The organism is Rossellomorea sp. RS05 (genome assembly GCF_039822645.1).
GTDB classification, from domain to species: Bacteria; Bacillota; Bacilli; order Bacillales; family Bacillaceae_B; genus Rossellomorea; species Rossellomorea marisflavi_B.
In genome coordinates this window covers 172,935-190,038 of record NZ_JBDKWY010000002.1, presented here as the reverse complement: position 1 = coordinate 190,038, position 17,104 = coordinate 172,935, and the positions used below count along the sequence as shown (strand labels likewise).

Genomic DNA, 17,104 nt, shown 5'->3' with positions numbered 1-17,104 from the left:
AGCGATCACGGCTCGGATATCCCGTTGGCAATGAGCAGCAGATAGATCATGAAGCTGGTCACGATGATGAAAACGCCATTTGCCAGAATGCTGAACAGCTTCACGAAGCGTTGTGGTGACCTCATCCCCATGAAGAGAGCCAAGATGAAGCCCGCATCGATCAAGGCAAACAGGGTGATGGGCAGCCACAGATCGGCTTTCACAAGCTTCCCGATCGGGAACACGAGAATGGAGGCAACCAGCAGGACGGCTGTGAGGGAGACTGCCTGCAGCGAACGTTTATCGAGTTTTTCATTTTCCATTTTAAGTACCTCCCAAAAATAATTGATTGGAGTGCTTATGTATCATTAGCTTAGTCATTCTTACCTTGATCCTTGGTTTCGGATTCATGATTTCAGCAATCAGGGACCATTCAAAACGTGTCCAGGAAAAACAGGACCGGCAGATTGAATTACTTCAGGAAATCACTCAATTACTTGACGACAACGAAAAAGATCGCTAACCCGCTTTTCCATAATCCCAGAAGTAAAGGGGCATGGCAGGCACCTCCCCTTTAGATGGGGTATTTCTTCTTACTAGAGGAGATGACTGAATAAAAGGAAAAGCTCAAGGCAAGCAAAAGTGCCGATAGGATCAGGAATGTTCCTTTCTCCCCCATCTCCCTGTAGAAAAGGCTGAATACGACCGGCCCTGCCCCCATGCCGATATAGCGAGTTACATTATACAGCGCCATGATGCTGCCTTTTCCTTCCTTGTAACGGGATGTCAGTAATGTGGCAAAGAGAGGGGTTGCTGCTCCCAGGCCCATTCCAAACAATATAAGAAGGAAAAGGGTGAGAGGCAGCAACCATTGATCCATTAGCGCGAAAAGGATCAAGCTCACAGAGACAGCGCCCATAACATGGGAAAAGTTCAATTTCACCTTTTTAAAAAGGTAGCTTCCTGCTACTATGCTTCCCGTTACCGGCACATAAAGAAACCCAATCCACTTCAATCCGATATGAAAACGGTCGGCGAGGAGCTCCGGGAGAAATACAAGGATCGCCATATAAACTAGGAAAACCACTAGACTGAGCGAAAGGATCACAAATACGACCGGATCCCGCATTAAATCCAAATACCTTAGGGATTGGTGGAATTTTTCTTTTTTCACGGTCGTATTCCTTCGTCGTACGTTCAGGAATAAAAATAAGAGGCTTAGCCCTGCCAGGAACCAGAACACACCGTGGAACTCATATCTGGCACCGATGATTCCTCCGAGAACCGGTGCAGCCGCCGGTGCTATGGAGAGGAACATTTGATAAGTCCCCATCGCCTCCCCCTGTTTTCCTTCAGGAGTTTCACCCATGATGGTAATCACCGCGATCAACGGCAAAGATGCGGCACCAATGGCTTGTAGGCACCGAAAAAAAAGAAAAGCATAAAAACCTTGGGACAAGGCGCAGCCGAGACTCGCCAAGGCGACGAGCACGAGACTTCCTACAAGTATATGTCCTGTCTTTGTACGGTCCAAATACGGTGCCATGATCAGTTGTATAATGGCTGTAAGAATGATGAAGAGCGATACTGTGCTATTTACAGCCAGACCGTTAATGTGAAAATATTCCTTTATCGAGGGAATCAATGGGGTGTAAATATTTTGGTTAAGCGAAGCAAAGAAAGCTACTAGGGACATGAGATACAAAATTGATTGATTGCGTGAACGAGTCTTAGAGTTGGTCATGTTCATGTCTTATGCTCTCGGTCATTTTTTCCAGAAACGATGCAATGGTCCGTTGTTCCTCCACTGAAAATGCTTCGATCATATTCATGAACGCCCTTTTTTTCTCGTTGTGAACCTTCATGTGCATGTCGTGGACTTTCCTGCCTTCGGGTGTCAGCTTATAGTAGACTTCTTTTTTGTTATCATTCAGTTTCACCGTCCTAATCAGCCGATCTTCTTGCAGTTTGCGGGTAACCTTTGTGATGTTAGCCTTGGAAATCATCATCGTTCGGGAAATCCCCTTATGATTGATGGGTTCATGGTCACCGATGCACTGAATGACGTGGATGCTCGTCATGTTACCAGGTAAAAGATCAAGTGGTTCATCTTTGTTAAGGTAGATGCCGAATAAAGATTGAATTGAATCGGCTTTCTGCTCATTCAGGTGAAGTAATTCTAGATACGATTCATAAATGATTTGTTTCATGCAACAAACTCCTTTATGTTTACTAGCGAACAAAAACAGAATAACACGGTCACAATCCATTTGCAAATGTTAGTTTACCTGTGAACTATTATACTAATCTCCATCATCTCACTAATCCTTAAGCTCACACTGTTGGCCCTTACTTCATAAAAACCATAACATCATCAAAAAATTGAACGAGAAAAGCCAACGAGACCAGTCCCGTTGGCTTTTACAATTTTATAGTGTAATGACACCCGCCATCCTCCCGATGGTGATGAAGACCGACGTCCAAAGAAGGGATCCGATGGCGACGAACAGGAAGTACTGTTTAAGATCCATGCGGGCAATCCCTGAGAAATAGCAGGTGATATGCCGTACTCCAGGAATGAAATAGCCGATGATCAAGGAATACGATCCGTACTTCTCCATCCATTGTTCGACCTTTCGCATGCGCTTTTCTTTGAGTCCGACCCATTTCCCGTATTTATCAAGGAACGGTCGACCTGCTTTGTAACCGATGAAGTAACTGATGGTCATCCCGACAAGGGCGCCTCCAAAACTGAACAATACGGCCAGTTCATAGTTGAGGGTCCCGACATTTGTTAAATACCCGACCAGCATCATCAGGACCTCATCCGGTACAGGCAGACCGACAATCCCAAGTGTCAGTAATAAAAAGACGGCTATATAGCCATAATTGGTGATGATTTGTTCAACTGATTCCAAGCTCATACAGCATTAAACTCCCTACGTGAATTCCAAGCAATGATGTTCCATATTCTTATACGGTTCAACACCGGCCAGAGTTTCAGTTCATGGATATTCTTTCAAAACACTCCTTCTATCATACCATAGGGAGCAGGTTTTCTGTAGATTTTTCCAGAAAACCCATGTATTATTATACAAGAATAATTAATACGGAGTGATATGTATGATCCTTGTTTTATCCCTGCTTTTAGGTGCGCTGTCTTATTATAGTGTCATATCATTTTTAGAAGTAAAAGAAGACATTGTCCGCAAACCCGCTTTGGTGCAGCTGAATATTCTCATGGTTATCCCGATTGTGGCGATAGCGATCTTATCATTTGTCGTATACCATCTTCACACCCATCTCGAGGATCGCATTTCTCATGCACTACTCGTCCTCAGCTTATGGCTGCTGTGCACCACTGCCCTGTTTATTATCCGGAATGCCGGTAATCGCAGACTTTCTGTGATCATCCTAGCCTTAATCAGTATGGTCGCAGCCATTGCTATGACCCCGATCGACTTTTATAATACCGTGTTTGAGGGACCCCATTATGGGCTTCCCTTAGGGATCAGTATCTTTTTCATCATCCTGGTTTATATAAACTGGTTTCGCATGGCCCGTTCCATCACCGCTACAACATAAAAACGAAGCCCGCGTCAGATGACGCGGGCTTCTTCTCTGTACCTAAGCTGATGCACTCGGCTCATTTCTTTGCTTGTTGATCAAGACGGCGAAAAAAGCTACCATGGCTGCACCGATCAGAATCAGGGACAGGCTCGGGATCTTAAGCAGCTTGAGGATGACGCTTGCTGCTACGATGATATACAGGAAAGCGAGCATGCGTTTCACCTTATCCGTCGCAAAGTTCTTCAGCTGGGTTGAACCGATCGGGGTTCCGATCAGGGCGCCTGCAATCAGGAGGACGCCGTGGCGATAGTCCAGGGTTTCACCCGCTGCCATATAGGAACCGATTCCGGACAGGACGATGATCGAAGCCGCCGTGATGCTCGTTCCGATCGCTTTCTTCAGGTCCAGCCTGATCCATTTTGACAGGAGCGGCGTCATGACGAATCCGCCGCTGACACCCATCAGGGATGAAATGACCCCAGTGATGAACCCGATCACCGGAACGGCACCCTTGCCTTTTGGTTTCGCATCGGACTTCCCATCCTTGAAGAATTGGTATGAGAACCAGCCAAGGATTGCGATATAGGCGATGGAGATGACGAGGGATGCACCATTTGATGCTTCAAGCCATTTCACGAACGGAGCCGTGACCGTTGAACCGATCACACCTGCAATCCCGAGGATGATGGCAAGGCGTCCGTTCACATTACTCAACCGTATATGAGAAATCGTGCCGGTCACCGTGGATCCGAGGGTCAGCATCAAGGAGAGGATGATGGCCTGACTCGGGTCATAGCCGAGGACCAGGAGCGTCGGAGTCAAAACGATTCCTCCACCTATCCCGAAAAACCCTGACAGGATCCCGATGAACGCACCACCAATGATAAAATAAATCCATTCCATTTCTGTTCACTTCCTTCCCTTTCATTATACAGCGGGGAAGTTTATAATAGAAATGAATAATGCGAATAGTATTTATTACGTTTCGTAATGGAGGTACCCTTATGCAAATCGATTGGATCCGGACGTTCGTCACCCTTGCGCAGCTTCAGCATTTCACGAAGACGAGTGAATTCCTGAATCTGTCCCAGCCGACAGTGAGCGTCCATATTAAGAAGCTCGAGCAGGCACTCGGCGTTCCCCTCATCAGCCGCTCATCCAATTCACCGGCTTTCCGATTGACGCCTGCTGGACAAAGAGTATATGAACAAGGAAAGAAGATGCTTGAGATCGCCCGCTCCATGGAACATATCCAGGAAGAAAAGGAAGAATTCCACCTGCGGATCGGGTCCACCCATACGGTAAGCGATGTCCTGCTCCCTGACTTTGTGAAACAGCTGAAGCTGATGTACCCCCATGCCCATCTACAGCTCAGAATCAACAATCATGAAACGATCGTGGAGGAACTGAATCACGGCGAAATCGATTTTGCCCTTGTGGAAGGGACGAAGGGACTCGAGCCCTTCCATGTAGAAGTAATCGCCCGGGATGAAATCCGCTTTTTCGCAAGCAATCGCATGAGCCTCGACTCCTCCCCTATCATTCTGAGGGAGCTGGGTTCCGGAACGCGTGAATATGCGGATGATCTTTTGCGGTCAGAGAGGATTCAACCTGTGGAAATCCTCGAGGCGAGTAGCCACTCCCTCATCAAGCAGCTCGCCATCCGGGGTCTCGGCATTGCCTTTCTTTCCACTTCCATGGTGAAAGAGGAGCTCAGACAGGGGAAACTTGTCCCCATCGATCCTTTTGTTGTCTACCGTCCCTTTTATTTCGTACACGCTGGAAAGTCCGGAGAGGGAAGCGTCGTGGACAACCTGATCCAACTTGTTAAAGGTTTGTCATGATGTGGAAATCCTTTTACACCGGCTGCATGTATAATGGAAGTACGACCACATGGAAAGGAGCTTGAGAGATGTGTTCATTCGATAGAAGCCAGCCCGATCTGCCAGTGTGGATCTCGGCACAGTCCAGGGAATACGAAAAGGAGACCCTCCTCCAACTGCTTCAATCGATGCTGACCGATATGGAGGAAAGTGGACGCACCCCCGTCATTCTTTGTATTGGATCTGATCGGTATGTAGGAGATTCATTGGGACCACTCGTCGGAACGATGCTCACCCGGTTTTCGATTCCTTCACCTATCTATGGAACCCTTGAAACGCCCATTCACGCTTTTAATCTTAAACCAACGTTGAAAGCCATCCAGAAAACGCACCGTGACCCATTCATCGTGACGGTGGACGCGGCACTCGGGAAACAAGATGCGGTCGGTTCCATCCTGTTCAACACCGGCCCCCTCACCCCGGGGAAGGCACTCGAGAAGATGCTTCCTGAAGTCGGGGACTGTCACTTCCAGGGGATTGTGAATTCCGCCGATCTCCTTCCCTCTTCCCAGTTCCTGAATGACACCCGCCTGTACACCGTGATGACGATCGCTGAGCGAATATCCGCCATCATCCAAGAAGCCCATATACTTAAAGAAGCAGGGACCCTTTGAGGTCCCTGCTTCTTTTATTAGAGAATGGCTCCTGTGATGAAACCAACGATGATAATGATGACGGAACAGAATAGCGCCCATTTGATGGCATATTTCTGAAGATCACCAATATCGGTTTTCACCATCCCTACCAGCAACAGCGTGGATGCCACAAGCGGACTCAGGAAATGGACCGGTTGCCCGAGGACAGACGCCCGTGCGATTTCAAGCGGATTCACCCCATATGCCGCTCCTGCTTCTGCAAGGATTGGAAGCACCCCGAAGTAATATGCATCGTTTGATAACACAAAAGTGAACGGCATGCTCGTGATGGCCACGACGAGAGGGAAGAATTTCCCCACGGACTCCGGGATGATCGAGACGAGGGAATTCGAAATGGCATTGACCATTTCCGTACCCGAGAAGATTCCGGAGAAGATCCCTGCTGCGAATACAAGAAGAACGACGGTCATGGCATTCCCCGCATGGGAGAGGATCCGCTCCTTCTGTTCTTCAAGATTCGGATAGTTGATGACGGTGGCCAAGACGAAGCCGAGAAGGAAAAGCACCGGGATCGGCATGAGGCCCATGACCAGGATGGTCATGACCGTCACGACGAGTATCAGGTTGATCCAGCGGAGTTTTGGGCGCTTGCAGCTCTCTTCCAGGGCAAATGATGCTGCGGCCTCGTTTTGGCTCAATTCCTCTGTACTATGTTCATCAAGGGAGATGACGCCGATCCGCTCCCGTTCTTTCTTCCCAAGGAAGTATGACATCAGGAGGATCGCACCCATCCCTGACAACATCGTCGGGATCATCGGGATAAAGAATTCATTCGCATCGAGTCCCAAAGCGGCAATGGCCCGGGTCGCCGGTCCTCCCCAGGGCGTCATGCCGCTCATGATGCTGACAGACATGAGCGAAATCGTGGCGAGGATCAGCGGGTTCATCCCGATGCGCAGGTACAGAGCAAGCATCGCGGAGATCGTGATCATGTGGGTAGTCGTCCCGTCCCCATCAAGGGCGACCGTCATGGCAATCACGGCCGTCCCGATGGCGATCTTGAGTGGGTCACCTTTGACGATCTTCATCATCTTCTGGATGAGGGGATCAAACAGCCCCGCATCGATCATGATCCCAAAGAACAGGATGGCGAATAATAAGAGGGCCGCTGAAGGCGCAACGGTCTTCAATCCTTCGAGCATCATATCCCCCAGTTGCAGTCCGAACCCTCCTATGATGCCGAATATGACAGGCACGAGTACAAGGGAAGCCACCGGCGAAAGTTTTTTCGACATAATCAAATACGTGAAGACAACCACCATGGAAATACCTAAAAATGTAAGCATCATTTCATCCTCCTTATAGAAAACGCTTTCAATTACCGATCTGTTTTTTTCAGAAAATTGATACTATAAGAATATGGGACGCTTACAAATAAGTAAAATATAGAATTTTTACTTATACTTATAAGTATTTTTTATAATCCAACAGAGATATCGACGTGCTGATTCAAAAAGTCCACAAAGTGCTTCACCGTCGCAAGCTGAAGGGAAGATTCATTATACATGAGCCATGTATCCCTTTGGACAGGCGTCCCGTCTTCGTAGGTCAATCCATACGTATACAGGTTGTCGGAAGGTCGCAGACAGATCTCAGGCAGGATGGCGACACCGAGGTCATGCTTGACCATTTCCTTGCACGTTCCCTGGCGATCCGTATCCATCGTCGTTGAGGGCGGTTCATTGAAGCGGTCATTCCACCAGCCCGTCATCAGGTTTTTCAAAGAGGAGTCGGTGTTGTATTGAATGAACGGGAGCTCCGGCAGACGTTCGATATCGACTTCGTTCTTCGATATGAGAAAAAGCCTTTCTTTATGAAGGAGCTTCTTCTTCCCGTTCCATTGATAATCGCCCCGCATGATGCCAAGCTGGACGCTTGATGAATCGAGCAGCCCCTTGATGACCGTACTCCACCCCGTCTTCACGCTGAACTGGACGTTCGGATAGAGAGTGGAGAATTCTTTCAGGATCTTCGGAAGCTTGTACTGGGCAAAGTTGCTTGATACACCGAGTCGCAATGTGCCACGCACATCATCTTGCATGTTGAGCATATAGTCCTTCGTCTTTTGAAGCTTCTCCTGCATTTCTTCAGCGTACTGGGCCAGATACAATCCTTCACTCGTCCACTCGATCCCCCCTTTGATCTTATAGAACAGATTGATCCCAAACTCCTTCTCCAGGTTTTTGAGGCGGTATGTCAATGCCGGCTGGGAGATGTAAAGCCGCTCTGAAGCCCTGCTGATGTTCTTCTCTTCCAGCAGGACGCTGAGAGCGGTCCAATCCTTTTCATCCATGCAAATCACTCCTGATTATAAGTATTTTTTTGATGTTTACGACTAAATTATCTATTTTACTTATAGCTATTCTTATCATACTATAGGGAGCAACAACAGTGGATTCCTGAAAGGTGGTTTTTTCTATGAAAGTTCCAGTTGTGATCATGCGCGGAGGTACGAGTAAAGGAGTGTTCCTGAATAAAAAGGATATGCCCGGGGACCGTTCCCTTTGGGAGGAATTTCTCCTGGATATCATGGGGAGCCCCGATCAGCGTCAGATCGATGGTCTCGGAGGGGCGAATTCCCTGACCAGCAAGGCTGCCATCATCCAGGCTTCCTCTATTGAGGGGATCGATATCGAGTATACCTTCGCCCAGGTGAGCATCGGAAATCAGATGGTGGACTTCAGCGGAAACTGCGGTAACATCTCGTCAGCAGTGGGACCGTATGCCATTGAGCAGGGGCTGGTAAAGGTGAAGGAGCCACTCACTGCCGTCAGGATCCTTAATACGAATACAAATAAGGTCATCACGGCAGAGGTGGAAGTCGAAGACGGCAGGGTGAAAACCGAAGGGACTACGACCATTCCTGGTGTACCCGGATCCGGTTCGCCAATCTACCTTTCGTTCTCAAATGCTGAAGGGGCCGTGACGGGACGGGTCTACCCTACTGGAAATCCTGTTGATTCGATGAATACGGGAAGCGGGAGCACCATCCCTGTATCCATCGTCGATGCCGCCAACCCCCTTGTGTTCGTGCATGCAAGGGACGTCGGACTGGAGGGAACCGAGCTTCCCGAGGATTTCTCTGCTGAAAAGCTTGCGGAACTGGAAGATATCCGTTCCCAGGCAGCTGAACTATGCGGTTTTGCATCCAAAGAAGACGCGACCCGTCTGTCACCGGCCATCCCGAAGATGACCATCATCGCACCTCCGAAAGACTATGTGGATGTGGTCGGGACCACCCACCACGCTTCCGACATCGACTGCCTGATCCGCATGATGAGCATGCAGAAGCCCCATCAGGCACTCGCCATCACCGGAGCCATCTGTACGACGACCGCTGCCTTCCTGAATGATACGATTTTATCGGATATCCTTGAAGTGAAAGGGGATATTGTCAGACTTGGACATCCCGGGGGTATCATGCAGACCAAGGTGGACCTCGTTGCCGGACATATCAGTGCCATCAAAGTCGTGAGGACCGCCCGGACGATCCTTGAGGGATCCGTCCATACGAAGAAAGAGTACACCTCTGCCGTCCAGTCGGCATGACGAGCAAAGAACCGGATCGCCTACTCTGGCCATCCGGTTCACTCTTTTCCCCACTTTTCTGCAAATCGGCGATCCTACTCGGTCCACTCCGATTGGGTAAAATTCCACGTAGCGCCCCTCCTTCACCCCTACATCAACATAGAAATAGCTTTCCAGTTTCCCAATAGGATGCAGATCATAGGCGAGTCCGGTGAAGAGATGTTCTTTACCGTCGTGATCGATATAGATGATCCCCTGCCCATAAGGCCCTCCATAATTCGAGCTGGGTCTCAAATTCCACCCCATGCCTCAAACATATTCCTTGGTGAGCAGTTCTTTCATGTTGTCCTCCTTATAGATCCTTTTTCATATAAAAATGGGAATGGTCCCTGCCGACGTTTTCAAGGGTGCCGAACACGTCATAGCCATGCTTCTCGTAGAATCCCCTCGCCTGAAAGCTGAGGGTGTCTAGTTTGATGAAGTCGCAGCCCCGTAAAGTTGCAATCCGTTCAGCTTCTTGGAGGAGACTGCTCCCATGGCCTCCTCCCCTCAGACTTTCATCCACCATGAGGATCTTGACCTCCAGCCAATTCCAACAGATTTCTCCCACAAGGCCTCCCCTGATTTCACCCGTTGCGTCACTGAGTGTCAGTGTGATTTCCTCATATCGCCCCTTCAGATCTTCGGGGAAGTGCCTGAGGTTGAAGGAATAGAGCTTTTCTGAAATGCTTTTAGCCGCTTCGTCACCCTCCGTCCGCTGAATGGTGAAACCATCTGAAAGGAATGCGTCGATTTGCGCTTTATGATGAAGATCATGCTCCATCAGTCCAAGGAAATAACGACCGATGGTGATGTCTTTTTCACCAATGGTCATGGTGTAATCAGCGTTCAATTCCTTGATTTCTTCAATAATCCTCATCTTTGTTTCGGTAAATTGCCGGATCAGCTCCGTTTTTGATGCCTTCTCCATCCGTGTGACTGCCTCATGATTGAATGCATCCACTTCCGGGGCAGGGGACATGCTCTCTCCTGATCCGATTTCCCTCAGCCGATGATCCAGGAGGAATTCATCCCACGCGATGAGGTGGGCAAGGATTTCTCCTGTGTTCCATTTCCCTGGTTTGAGTGGGGTTTGCCACAGGGTATCGTCAATCTCCATTAGGGATGCTCCCCATTCGACCATTGTATGTTGATGTTGGATGATGGTTTTCATTTCTCAACTCTCCTCCAGCCAGGTGTGGACTTTTTTCTTCATGTCTTGATCAAGACCCGCGGCCGATCCTTCATCTTTCATGGCTTTCTTCGCCAACTTCTTAGGGAACATACTTTCAAGGGAAGATTGATGAGTGCTTCCGTCATCGGGTTCTTCGTACTTCACTACGGTGTATTGATTTCCTTCTTCCTTTAATTGAATATGAGCAGGGAGAGAGGTACCTGCTTGTATGTCGTCACCGGTTGCCAAGTCATACCCTTCGTATAGGGTGTAAAGATATACATCGATGGTACCGTCCCCTTCCCCTTCTTTCGTACCATAAATCTTATGTACCTCAAATTGTTTGTCCGTCTTTTCGAACTTAGGTTCATTATGTTCGATGATGGCGGTAGAGATCACGTTAGCCATTTCCGGTGTGACCTCCTTGTCCCCTTTCAACGCCTTGATTGCAGGCAGCAAGCAATGGGATCATGACCAGTGCCGGTAACCAGTTCCTTTTTCTCATCTACCATGACTCCCTTCGAATGATCCGATGGTCACTTCTGTTTCATATGGAATGGTCAGGCTTCCCTCTTGGCAATGCTCCCGGAAAAGCGTTCCCAGCGCATTAACAAATGGCTGATAATCGGGATGATCGGCCGAAGGCGTGTAGGACAGCGACAGACCATGATGAATCAATTCCTCTTCATCAAGGGTATGGGCATTCTCCATCTGTACGAGTTTGATGTCTGATCCGAAAAATTCCCGTTTCGCTTTAAGGTGATCACCGCTTGCATTCCCTGCCGTCTGCTTGATGGTGAAGTCCTGCAGCACATTGGAATACGCCTCAACGAACGGATCATCCCCCTTCATCAAATTCCAGATGAGGAGCACCCTCCCACCCGGTTTCAGGATGCGCTGGAACTCCGTGCGGCACCGGTCTTTATCCAACCAGTGGAATGCCTGGGCAACAGTGATGAAATCAACGCTCCCCCTCTCCAGACGGGTTTCTTCTGCCGGTGCTTCCATATAGGTAACGCGTGGGAGCTCATGGCAGGTGTGACGGCATTCCTCCAGCATGTCAGCACTTGGTTCAACGGCCGTAACAAAAGCATCGAGCTCTCCCAGCATGCGTGTCAGTCGCCCAGTTCCTGCTCCGATGTCTGCAATCCGTGATTGGTCATCAGCTCCGAGGCTTCGCATAAGTTCAAGGATGCCTTTTGGGTAAGGCGGTCTTCCTTTTGTATAAGAAGAAGCCCTTCCAGTAAATTCTGTTTTCATCTCTATCCCCCCTTCCACATTTGGTATTACCATCCATTTTACGCTTTTTAAAGATGTTTACAATAAAAAAATCAAGCCGCTTCCTGTGTAGGAGCGGCTTGATCCCTTTATTATTTCATCAGCTTCAGTTCCAGACTGTGGGCCTTGTAGACCGTCTTTACTTTGGTCCCTTTTGGAAGCCCGGTCGTTTCGATATGATTGAACACTTTATGGCGGTCCAGTTTCCCGTAGGTCATGACGGTGACGGATTTGCCGGGGCGATGATCGCTTGGGAAGTGTACCTTGAGTGTGCCGCCGAGCTCCGCTTCCCCTTTGATGACGAGCACATCTTCGCGGCTGTCTACATCCACCTCAAGAACGGATTTCTTCGATTGGCTGTAATCGCCATTGATGACGAGTTTCCCTTCATGTTCTTTTTGAAGGGTTCCTCCATCCACGTCCACATCCCCTTGTCCGAGAGCCGTTTCCGATGCAGCAACAAGGATGCCTTTCTCCACTATCGTGTCGCCGCCATATGAGTTATCCCCCGACAGTGTCAGTTCGCCTGTTCCTTTCTTCGTCAGGGATCCTTTCCCTGAAATATCATTTGCCCATGTATCTTCTGCATGGAATCCACCTTTGGAGGCGTCCATCTTCACCTTGACATCTGTTTCAAATGAACCGAATCCATCTGCAGCCGCATATAGATTCAATCGTCCCCATCCTTCCAGATCATCAAGAAGCGGGTAGCCGGATGAGAGTCCCGTTGTGGAAAGTACACGGCGGCGATCCTCGTCGCTCAGGTATGGAAGACGGGTTTCGAGGAGCACCTCAGCTCCCTTCGGCACGACCATGGGCTTCTTGGTGGAACCGGTCGGTTTGAAGCCATAGGTGAGCCTCTCCAGGTAGGCCTGTTTATTGGCCTCCTTATCGGCAAATCGGTCCGGTGCATTCCCAGACTGCGTCAGTAGCTTGGTGTGAGCTTCCTCATAGGCGCCTTCCTTCAACGCTTCATTATCGGGAGCTGCGAGGATGGAAGCAGCAAGCGCCGTGGCCATCGTGCGGCCGCCCATCACATCGAGAGGTGAATGAACCCCGGCAACGAGGCGGTTATCCCCGAGCTCCGACGCGCGCGTCAGCATTTCCTGATACCGTTCGGGAACCGCATAGGCAATGGCGAGTGCCGTCAGATAGGCGGCGTTCGTATGGCCGCTCGGGAACCCTCCGTCATTGGTCGGGTCCTCCTTCAGCGTCGGACGCAGTTCCGGGACGACGATGGATGGATCGGTCCATCGGAAAGGACGCTTGTACGAGTAATAATCTTTGGCCGAGCTGGTTGACGAGTACTCGCCCCTGAGGGTTTCCACAAGTCCGACCATCTGTCCGAGCTCAGAGTCAGTGGTGCCCGCGCCTGTTCCTTCATCGGTGTATTTCTTCGTCAGTGCATCCTGTGGGATCCCCGTGATGGTGGTGGTGGCGTTGGCATCCCTCCGGTAGATATCCGTGAGGGACCCGAGGCCATCAAGGGCACTGTAACTCTGGCTCACGCGGTCATCCAGATAGGCGGCATCCGCTTGAGCCTTTGAGCGGGAGGACGTCTTGTCCAACACGGTTTGAATATTATGTTCATGGACCGATTGATCCAGTACCACACCTGAATCCCAGGTTTCCCCCGGTTCCCAGATTCTTTTGTACTGTGAGAGGACGCTGATGGTCGGATTGCTCTCTGTCTTATTGCCCGACACATTATTTTTATATGTATCGATGAAGTAGCCTGACGGCGGTTCCGGTACCGGATCCACCCCTTGTTTCGCCCCTACCTGGACCCCTCCAAGAGCGCTTTGTGAAATCACAAGTGATAGTAGGACGGCCGAAATCGGCTTTATTGCCTTCATTTTCTCCCATCCCTTCTGTCCGCATTGAGCCGTGGGTGACACCACTCTTTGCGCTGATCTCCGATTAGGGTAAGCGCTTTCTCTTTTACCTAAAAAAAATCGACTTCCCTCTCGGATTCAAACTGATTATAAAGTAAGTAGACTGAAAATTCAATCTTACTAATATAAAACAGGTCCTACTTCCCATGATGGGGGTTGGGACCTGTTTATATCAGCGTTTATGGAAAAGGAGATGAAAGTCCATATCTTTAAATCATCCTCATGGCTCATTGCTATCGCCTTCTCTCCTTTTCAAAGAATACCAGAGTCAGAATATCATTGATTGTGAGGGTTCGGACCTTCTCATACCCTGATTTTTCATAAAACCTGATGGCGGGCAGATTCTTCTCTGCTGTCGCCACTTTGTAGAGAGAATGGGGATGAGACCGTTCCAATTCCTGCAGAAGCCTCCCGGCAATGCCTTTGCGGAAGTGCGCTGGATCTACGATGAGACGGTGGATGTCCACCTCGTTTTCTTCTTTTTTATAGGCAATCGCCCCGCATAGTTCACCGTCTTCAAACCAGCCAAGAAATGTTTCTCCGCATTGTTGCAAGTCTTCGGTGGTTTCCTTCAATGGCGGAATATCGTCCGTTCCAATCAGCCCTGCTTCTACCTTGTATGATCGGAGCTGCATGGATAAGACGGTTTGTGCCTGGAACCGATCGTTTATATCGATCGTTGCAATCATGATGAACCCTCCTTCTCCTTGCATCATATCACTGACCATCCCATCTTGAGAATATTTTTCCATTTTCTGATATCAAAAAAGAAGCATAAGGGAGACCCTTATGCTTCTTGTACCTCTTTGGTAAACGTGAAGAATGCGATGGCCCCGAGGAGGGCGGTGGTGAACAGGATGGCGCCCATGGGAACCGGTGAAGCTTCGTTGATCCCGACGAGGGGAGAAACGATGGCGCCGACGACGAGGGGCAGCATCCCGAGGAGGGCACTTGCACTTCCTGCCCTGTGGCCCTGTTTTTCCATGGCCAGGGTAAAGGTACTCGTCAAGATCATTCCGATCGAGATCATATACAGGAAGATCGGGATGACGATGGTGGCCAGCGGTCCTTGGATAAAGGTCGCGACCAGTAGGATGGCAGTCGCGCTTACAGAGACGAACACGGCCGTCTTTAATAGGTTGCGTTCTCCTACATACTCACTGAAGCGCCCGATGATGAAGCTTCCCGAGATGATGGCCAGCCCGTTGATGCCGAAGAGGATGCTGAATGCCTGCTCTGACACGCCATAGATCCCCTGGTAGACAAATGGGGTCCCGGATACATAAGCAAAGCTTCCTCCGTGGATGAGTCCGATCGTCAGGACATACCCGATGAAGGAGCGGTCCACCATGAGGCTTCCCATCGTGCGCACGGATGAGCCGAGCGTACTCGGGATCCGCCTCTCGGGCGGAAGGGTTTCCTTGAGCTTCAGGAAGATCATGAGGACAATGATAAATCCGATCAGGCACAGGGCATAGAAGATCGTATGCCAGCTGGCGAACGGCAACAAGAGGATCGCCCCACCTGTGATGGGCGCGATCATCGGTGCCGTGGCGTTGATGACCATGAGGAGCGCGAAGAATTTGGTCAGCTCACGCCCTGTGAAGACATCCCGCACGACGGCACGGGACAGGACGATTCCAGCAGAAGCCGTGAAGCCCTGAAGGAATCTCGCTCCGATGAGGACGGTAATATTCGGTGCAAGGGCACAGAACAGGGAGGCGATGGCAAAGAGGAAGATCGAGATGAGAAGCGGTTTCCTCCTCCCCTGTGCATCACTGATGGGGCCTACGATGACCTGTCCGATGGCTAGACCGATGAGGCAGGCCGTCAGACTGAGCTGGACCATCGAGGCACTTGCTCCGAGGTCTTTGGCGATCCCTGGAAAACTGGGTAGATACATATCGATATTAAGAGGTCCCAGTATACCGAGCATACTGAGAAGGAACGCAAGGGCGATCCGCTCTTTTCCTTGTGGTTGTTGATTCATGGACTGAACACCTTTCTACTACGTTGAAATTCTTGTTGATTTTAGCAGAGCCCCCTCCCATTTACAATACATTTGTTTCAATTTCCGGAAGAGAACGTTTTCAATACTTGTGACTGAATCTATATCTACAAATACAAGAAAAAACAGCCCCCATTGGGAGCTGCCCTTCTTACCACCAGACCCCGTTGGAATATGGAAGTCTCGGCTGGTTTTCCGCCGCCTCGGCATCGGCTTTGGTTTTGTGCACCGTTCCCCTCGCATGGTGCGGAGGGGCATAGATGGAGTAGAGCTTGATCGGGGTGTTCCCCGTGTTGATCACGTTATGCCACGTTCCTGCAGGCACCATGATCGCAGATGCATCCTTGACGGGCTGCTGGTAATAGAGATTCTCCGGACGGTCCCCCATCTGTACGATCCCCTGCCCTCCTTCAAGACGCAGGAATTGATCGGTGTCTGGATGGATCTCAAGGCCGATATCCTCTCCCGGCTTAATGCTCATGAGGGTGACCTGCAGATGATTCCCCGTCCACAGGGCCGTGCGGAACGTATTGTTCTCGAGTGTCGCTTCCTCGATATTGACGGAGAATGGACTCGGACCATAATCCTTGAGGACGACACGCTGACTCCGGCCTGCCCCGATGGCGCAAAGGCGCTTCGCGTGCTCCCATCCGCCCTGATTGGCATTCAGCAGCACTCCATATACTTGGGAATGTTGACCTGAACCTCCCACTCTCGAAAATTCTTCGTATCTGTTCAGTTCCCGATCATAAGCGATCTGAAGTCCTTCATCGTACGAACTGAAAGGAATGGATTCGACATGGTACACCGGTGCCGTCCCCGTCATGGACATATACCAGTTCGTCAGCTGCCAGCACATCCGCTGTTCATTCTCCATCAGTTCAAGGAGGGTATCCTGGGCATCCCGGTCATGGGTTTCATTCACCAATCGACTGTAAAGATCCACGGAAGAAGCCTTATGGCTGATTCCCGCTGCTAAATCCGCTATTTCATCGTACTGCACGGTTTCCCTCATCACTCCGGTCTCGACGCCCGGCTCCACATAGCAGTATGACTGATTAAAAGGCATGCATCTCAACATCACTCAATCCCTT

Annotated in this window: 18 protein-coding genes and 1 pseudogene; 4 read left to right on the top strand and 15 right to left on the bottom strand. The window is 49.9% G+C overall.

Annotated features, from left to right (window positions below; translation table 11 throughout):
- Nucleotides 1-5: 5 nt before the first annotated feature.
- From ABJ225_RS08655 to ABJ225_RS08640, 4 genes are all read right to left on the bottom strand, one after another.
- Nucleotides 6-302 carry a hypothetical protein gene (locus ABJ225_RS08655; RefSeq protein ID WP_048005172.1) on the bottom strand — a complete coding sequence of 99 codons (297 nt, stop codon included), beginning with the start codon at nucleotides 300-302 and terminating at the stop codon, nucleotides 6-8.
- Nucleotides 303-553: 251 nt separating this feature from the next.
- Nucleotides 554-1,675: an MFS transporter gene (locus ABJ225_RS08650; RefSeq protein ID WP_347319902.1), complete on the bottom strand. Its 1,122-nt coding sequence runs from the start codon at nucleotides 1,673-1,675 to the stop codon at nucleotides 554-556.
- A 34-nt stretch (nucleotides 1,676-1,709) separates the two neighbouring features.
- A complete protein-coding gene (locus tag ABJ225_RS08645; RefSeq protein WP_347319607.1) occupies nucleotides 1,710-2,189 on the bottom strand; it encodes a MarR family transcriptional regulator in 480 nt (159 codons plus the stop codon).
- A 219-nt stretch (nucleotides 2,190-2,408) separates the two neighbouring features.
- Nucleotides 2,409-2,897: a DedA family protein gene (locus ABJ225_RS08640; protein WP_347319900.1), complete on the bottom strand. Its 489-nt coding sequence runs from the start codon at nucleotides 2,895-2,897 to the stop codon at nucleotides 2,409-2,411.
- 205 nt (nucleotides 2,898-3,102) lie between these two features.
- Between ABJ225_RS08640 and ABJ225_RS08635 the strand changes: the two genes are divergently transcribed.
- Complete coding sequence (locus tag ABJ225_RS08635; RefSeq protein ID WP_347319605.1) at nucleotides 3,103-3,564, top strand: hypothetical protein; 462 nt, start codon at nucleotides 3,103-3,105, stop codon at nucleotides 3,562-3,564.
- 42 nt (nucleotides 3,565-3,606) lie between these two features.
- Here the strand turns inward: ABJ225_RS08635 and ABJ225_RS08630 are convergent, their stop codons facing one another.
- Nucleotides 3,607-4,452, bottom strand: a complete 846-nt coding sequence (locus ABJ225_RS08630; RefSeq protein ID WP_347319603.1) for a sulfite exporter TauE/SafE family protein — start codon at nucleotides 4,450-4,452, stop codon at nucleotides 3,607-3,609.
- Between the two features lie 101 nt (nucleotides 4,453-4,553).
- On the opposite strand from ABJ225_RS08630, the gene ABJ225_RS08625 reads away from it, so the two are divergent.
- Nucleotides 4,554-5,393, top strand: a complete 840-nt coding sequence (locus ABJ225_RS08625; protein WP_347319601.1) for a LysR family transcriptional regulator — start codon at nucleotides 4,554-4,556, stop codon at nucleotides 5,391-5,393.
- A gap of 68 nt (nucleotides 5,394-5,461) precedes the next feature.
- A complete protein-coding gene (gene yyaC / locus ABJ225_RS08620; protein WP_347319599.1) occupies nucleotides 5,462-6,046 on the top strand; it encodes a spore protease YyaC in 585 nt (194 codons plus the stop codon).
- 17 nt (nucleotides 6,047-6,063) lie between these two features.
- Here yyaC and ABJ225_RS08615 read toward each other — a convergent pair whose 3' ends face one another.
- The gene (locus tag ABJ225_RS08615) at nucleotides 6,064-7,374 is read right to left on the bottom strand and encodes a CitMHS family transporter (RefSeq protein WP_347319597.1); all 1,311 of its coding nucleotides are present in this window, start codon (nucleotides 7,372-7,374) and stop codon (nucleotides 6,064-6,066) included.
- Nucleotides 7,375-7,505: 131 nt separating this feature from the next.
- On the bottom strand, nucleotides 7,506-8,381 hold the full coding sequence (locus ABJ225_RS08610; protein WP_218247042.1) for a LysR family transcriptional regulator: 876 nt from the start codon (nucleotides 8,379-8,381) through the stop codon (nucleotides 7,506-7,508).
- A gap of 125 nt (nucleotides 8,382-8,506) precedes the next feature.
- Here ABJ225_RS08610 and ABJ225_RS08605 point away from each other — a divergent pair, with 125 nt between their 5' ends.
- Entirely contained in the window at nucleotides 8,507-9,637 is a 1,131-nt protein-coding gene (locus tag ABJ225_RS08605; RefSeq protein ID WP_347319595.1) for a 2-methylaconitate cis-trans isomerase PrpF family protein, read from the top strand.
- 331 nt (nucleotides 9,638-9,968) lie between these two features.
- Here the strand turns inward: ABJ225_RS08605 and ABJ225_RS08600 are convergent, their stop codons facing one another.
- The 8 genes and pseudogenes from ABJ225_RS08600 to ABJ225_RS08565 all read right to left on the bottom strand — a co-directional run bounded on the left by ABJ225_RS08600 (nucleotide 9,969) and on the right by ABJ225_RS08565 (nucleotide 17,079).
- On the bottom strand, nucleotides 9,969-10,439 hold the full coding sequence (locus ABJ225_RS08600) for a GNAT family N-acetyltransferase (RefSeq protein WP_347319899.1): 471 nt from the start codon (nucleotides 10,437-10,439) through the stop codon (nucleotides 9,969-9,971).
- Nucleotides 10,419-10,775: pseudogene (locus ABJ225_RS08595) on the bottom strand (DinB family protein); the annotation flags it as partial. The gene ABJ225_RS08600 and the pseudogene ABJ225_RS08595, both read right to left, overlap by 21 nt.
- Before the next feature lie 57 nt (nucleotides 10,776-10,832).
- Nucleotides 10,833-11,237, bottom strand: coding sequence for a hypothetical protein (locus ABJ225_RS08590; RefSeq protein ID WP_347319593.1), 405 nt, complete (start codon nucleotides 11,235-11,237; stop codon nucleotides 10,833-10,835).
- Between the two features lie 93 nt (nucleotides 11,238-11,330).
- Nucleotides 11,331-12,089 (bottom strand): class I SAM-dependent methyltransferase, encoded by a 759-nt coding sequence (locus tag ABJ225_RS08585; protein WP_347319591.1) that lies wholly within the window; start codon nucleotides 12,087-12,089, stop codon nucleotides 11,331-11,333.
- 110 nt (nucleotides 12,090-12,199) lie between these two features.
- Nucleotides 12,200-13,963 carry an acid phosphatase gene (locus ABJ225_RS08580; RefSeq protein WP_347319589.1) on the bottom strand — a complete coding sequence of 588 codons (1,764 nt, stop codon included), beginning with the start codon at nucleotides 13,961-13,963 and terminating at the stop codon, nucleotides 12,200-12,202.
- A gap of 272 nt (nucleotides 13,964-14,235) precedes the next feature.
- Nucleotides 14,236-14,691: a GNAT family N-acetyltransferase gene (locus tag ABJ225_RS08575; RefSeq protein WP_347319587.1), complete on the bottom strand. Its 456-nt coding sequence runs from the start codon at nucleotides 14,689-14,691 to the stop codon at nucleotides 14,236-14,238.
- A 98-nt stretch (nucleotides 14,692-14,789) separates the two neighbouring features.
- Nucleotides 14,790-15,992 (bottom strand): Bcr/CflA family efflux MFS transporter, encoded by a 1,203-nt coding sequence (locus tag ABJ225_RS08570; protein WP_347319585.1) that lies wholly within the window; start codon nucleotides 15,990-15,992, stop codon nucleotides 14,790-14,792.
- A 169-nt stretch (nucleotides 15,993-16,161) separates the two neighbouring features.
- A complete protein-coding gene (locus ABJ225_RS08565) occupies nucleotides 16,162-17,079 on the bottom strand; it encodes a cupin domain-containing protein (protein ID WP_159129432.1) in 918 nt (305 codons plus the stop codon).
- Nucleotides 17,080-17,104 lie beyond the last annotated feature (25 nt).

Bases quoted from the DNA above. Each gene is read 5' to 3' on its own strand.
- ABJ225_RS08635 (WP_347319605.1), top strand. From the start codon at position 3,103: ATGATCCTTGTTTTATCCCTGCTTTTAGGTGCGCTGTCTTATTATAGT.
- ABJ225_RS08575 (WP_347319587.1), bottom strand. From the start codon at position 14,691: ATGATTGCAACGATCGATATAAACGATCGGTTCCAGGCACAAACCGTC.
- ABJ225_RS08580 (WP_347319589.1), bottom strand. From the start codon at position 13,963: ATGAAGGCAATAAAGCCGATTTCGGCCGTCCTACTATCACTTGTGATT.
- ABJ225_RS08645 (WP_347319607.1), bottom strand. From the start codon at position 2,189: ATGAAACAAATCATTTATGAATCGTATCTAGAATTACTTCACCTGAAT.
- ABJ225_RS08585 (WP_347319591.1), bottom strand. From the start codon at position 12,089: ATGAAAACAGAATTTACTGGAAGGGCTTCTTCTTATACAAAAGGAAGA.
- ABJ225_RS08590 (WP_347319593.1), bottom strand. From the start codon at position 11,237: ATGGCTAACGTGATCTCTACCGCCATCATCGAACATAATGAACCTAAG.
- ABJ225_RS08625 (WP_347319601.1), top strand. From the start codon at position 4,554: ATGCAAATCGATTGGATCCGGACGTTCGTCACCCTTGCGCAGCTTCAG.
- ABJ225_RS08565 (WP_159129432.1), bottom strand. From the start codon at position 17,079: ATGCCTTTTAATCAGTCATACTGCTATGTGGAGCCGGGCGTCGAGACC.
- ABJ225_RS08570 (WP_347319585.1), bottom strand. From the start codon at position 15,992: ATGAATCAACAACCACAAGGAAAAGAGCGGATCGCCCTTGCGTTCCTT.
- ABJ225_RS08605 (WP_347319595.1), top strand. From the start codon at position 8,507: ATGAAAGTTCCAGTTGTGATCATGCGCGGAGGTACGAGTAAAGGAGTG.
- ABJ225_RS08630 (WP_347319603.1), bottom strand. From the start codon at position 4,452: ATGGAATGGATTTATTTTATCATTGGTGGTGCGTTCATCGGGATCCTG.
- ABJ225_RS08600 (WP_347319899.1), bottom strand. From the start codon at position 10,439: ATGGAGCATGATCTTCATCATAAAGCGCAAATCGACGCATTCCTTTCA.
- ABJ225_RS08650 (WP_347319902.1), bottom strand. From the start codon at position 1,675: ATGTCCCTAGTAGCTTTCTTTGCTTCGCTTAACCAAAATATTTACACC.
- ABJ225_RS08655 (WP_048005172.1), bottom strand. From the start codon at position 302: ATGGAAAATGAAAAACTCGATAAACGTTCGCTGCAGGCAGTCTCCCTC.
- ABJ225_RS08615 (WP_347319597.1), bottom strand. From the start codon at position 7,374: ATGCTTACATTTTTAGGTATTTCCATGGTGGTTGTCTTCACGTATTTG.
- yyaC (WP_347319599.1), top strand. From the start codon at position 5,462: ATGTGTTCATTCGATAGAAGCCAGCCCGATCTGCCAGTGTGGATCTCG.
- ABJ225_RS08610 (WP_218247042.1), bottom strand. From the start codon at position 8,381: ATGGATGAAAAGGATTGGACCGCTCTCAGCGTCCTGCTGGAAGAGAAG.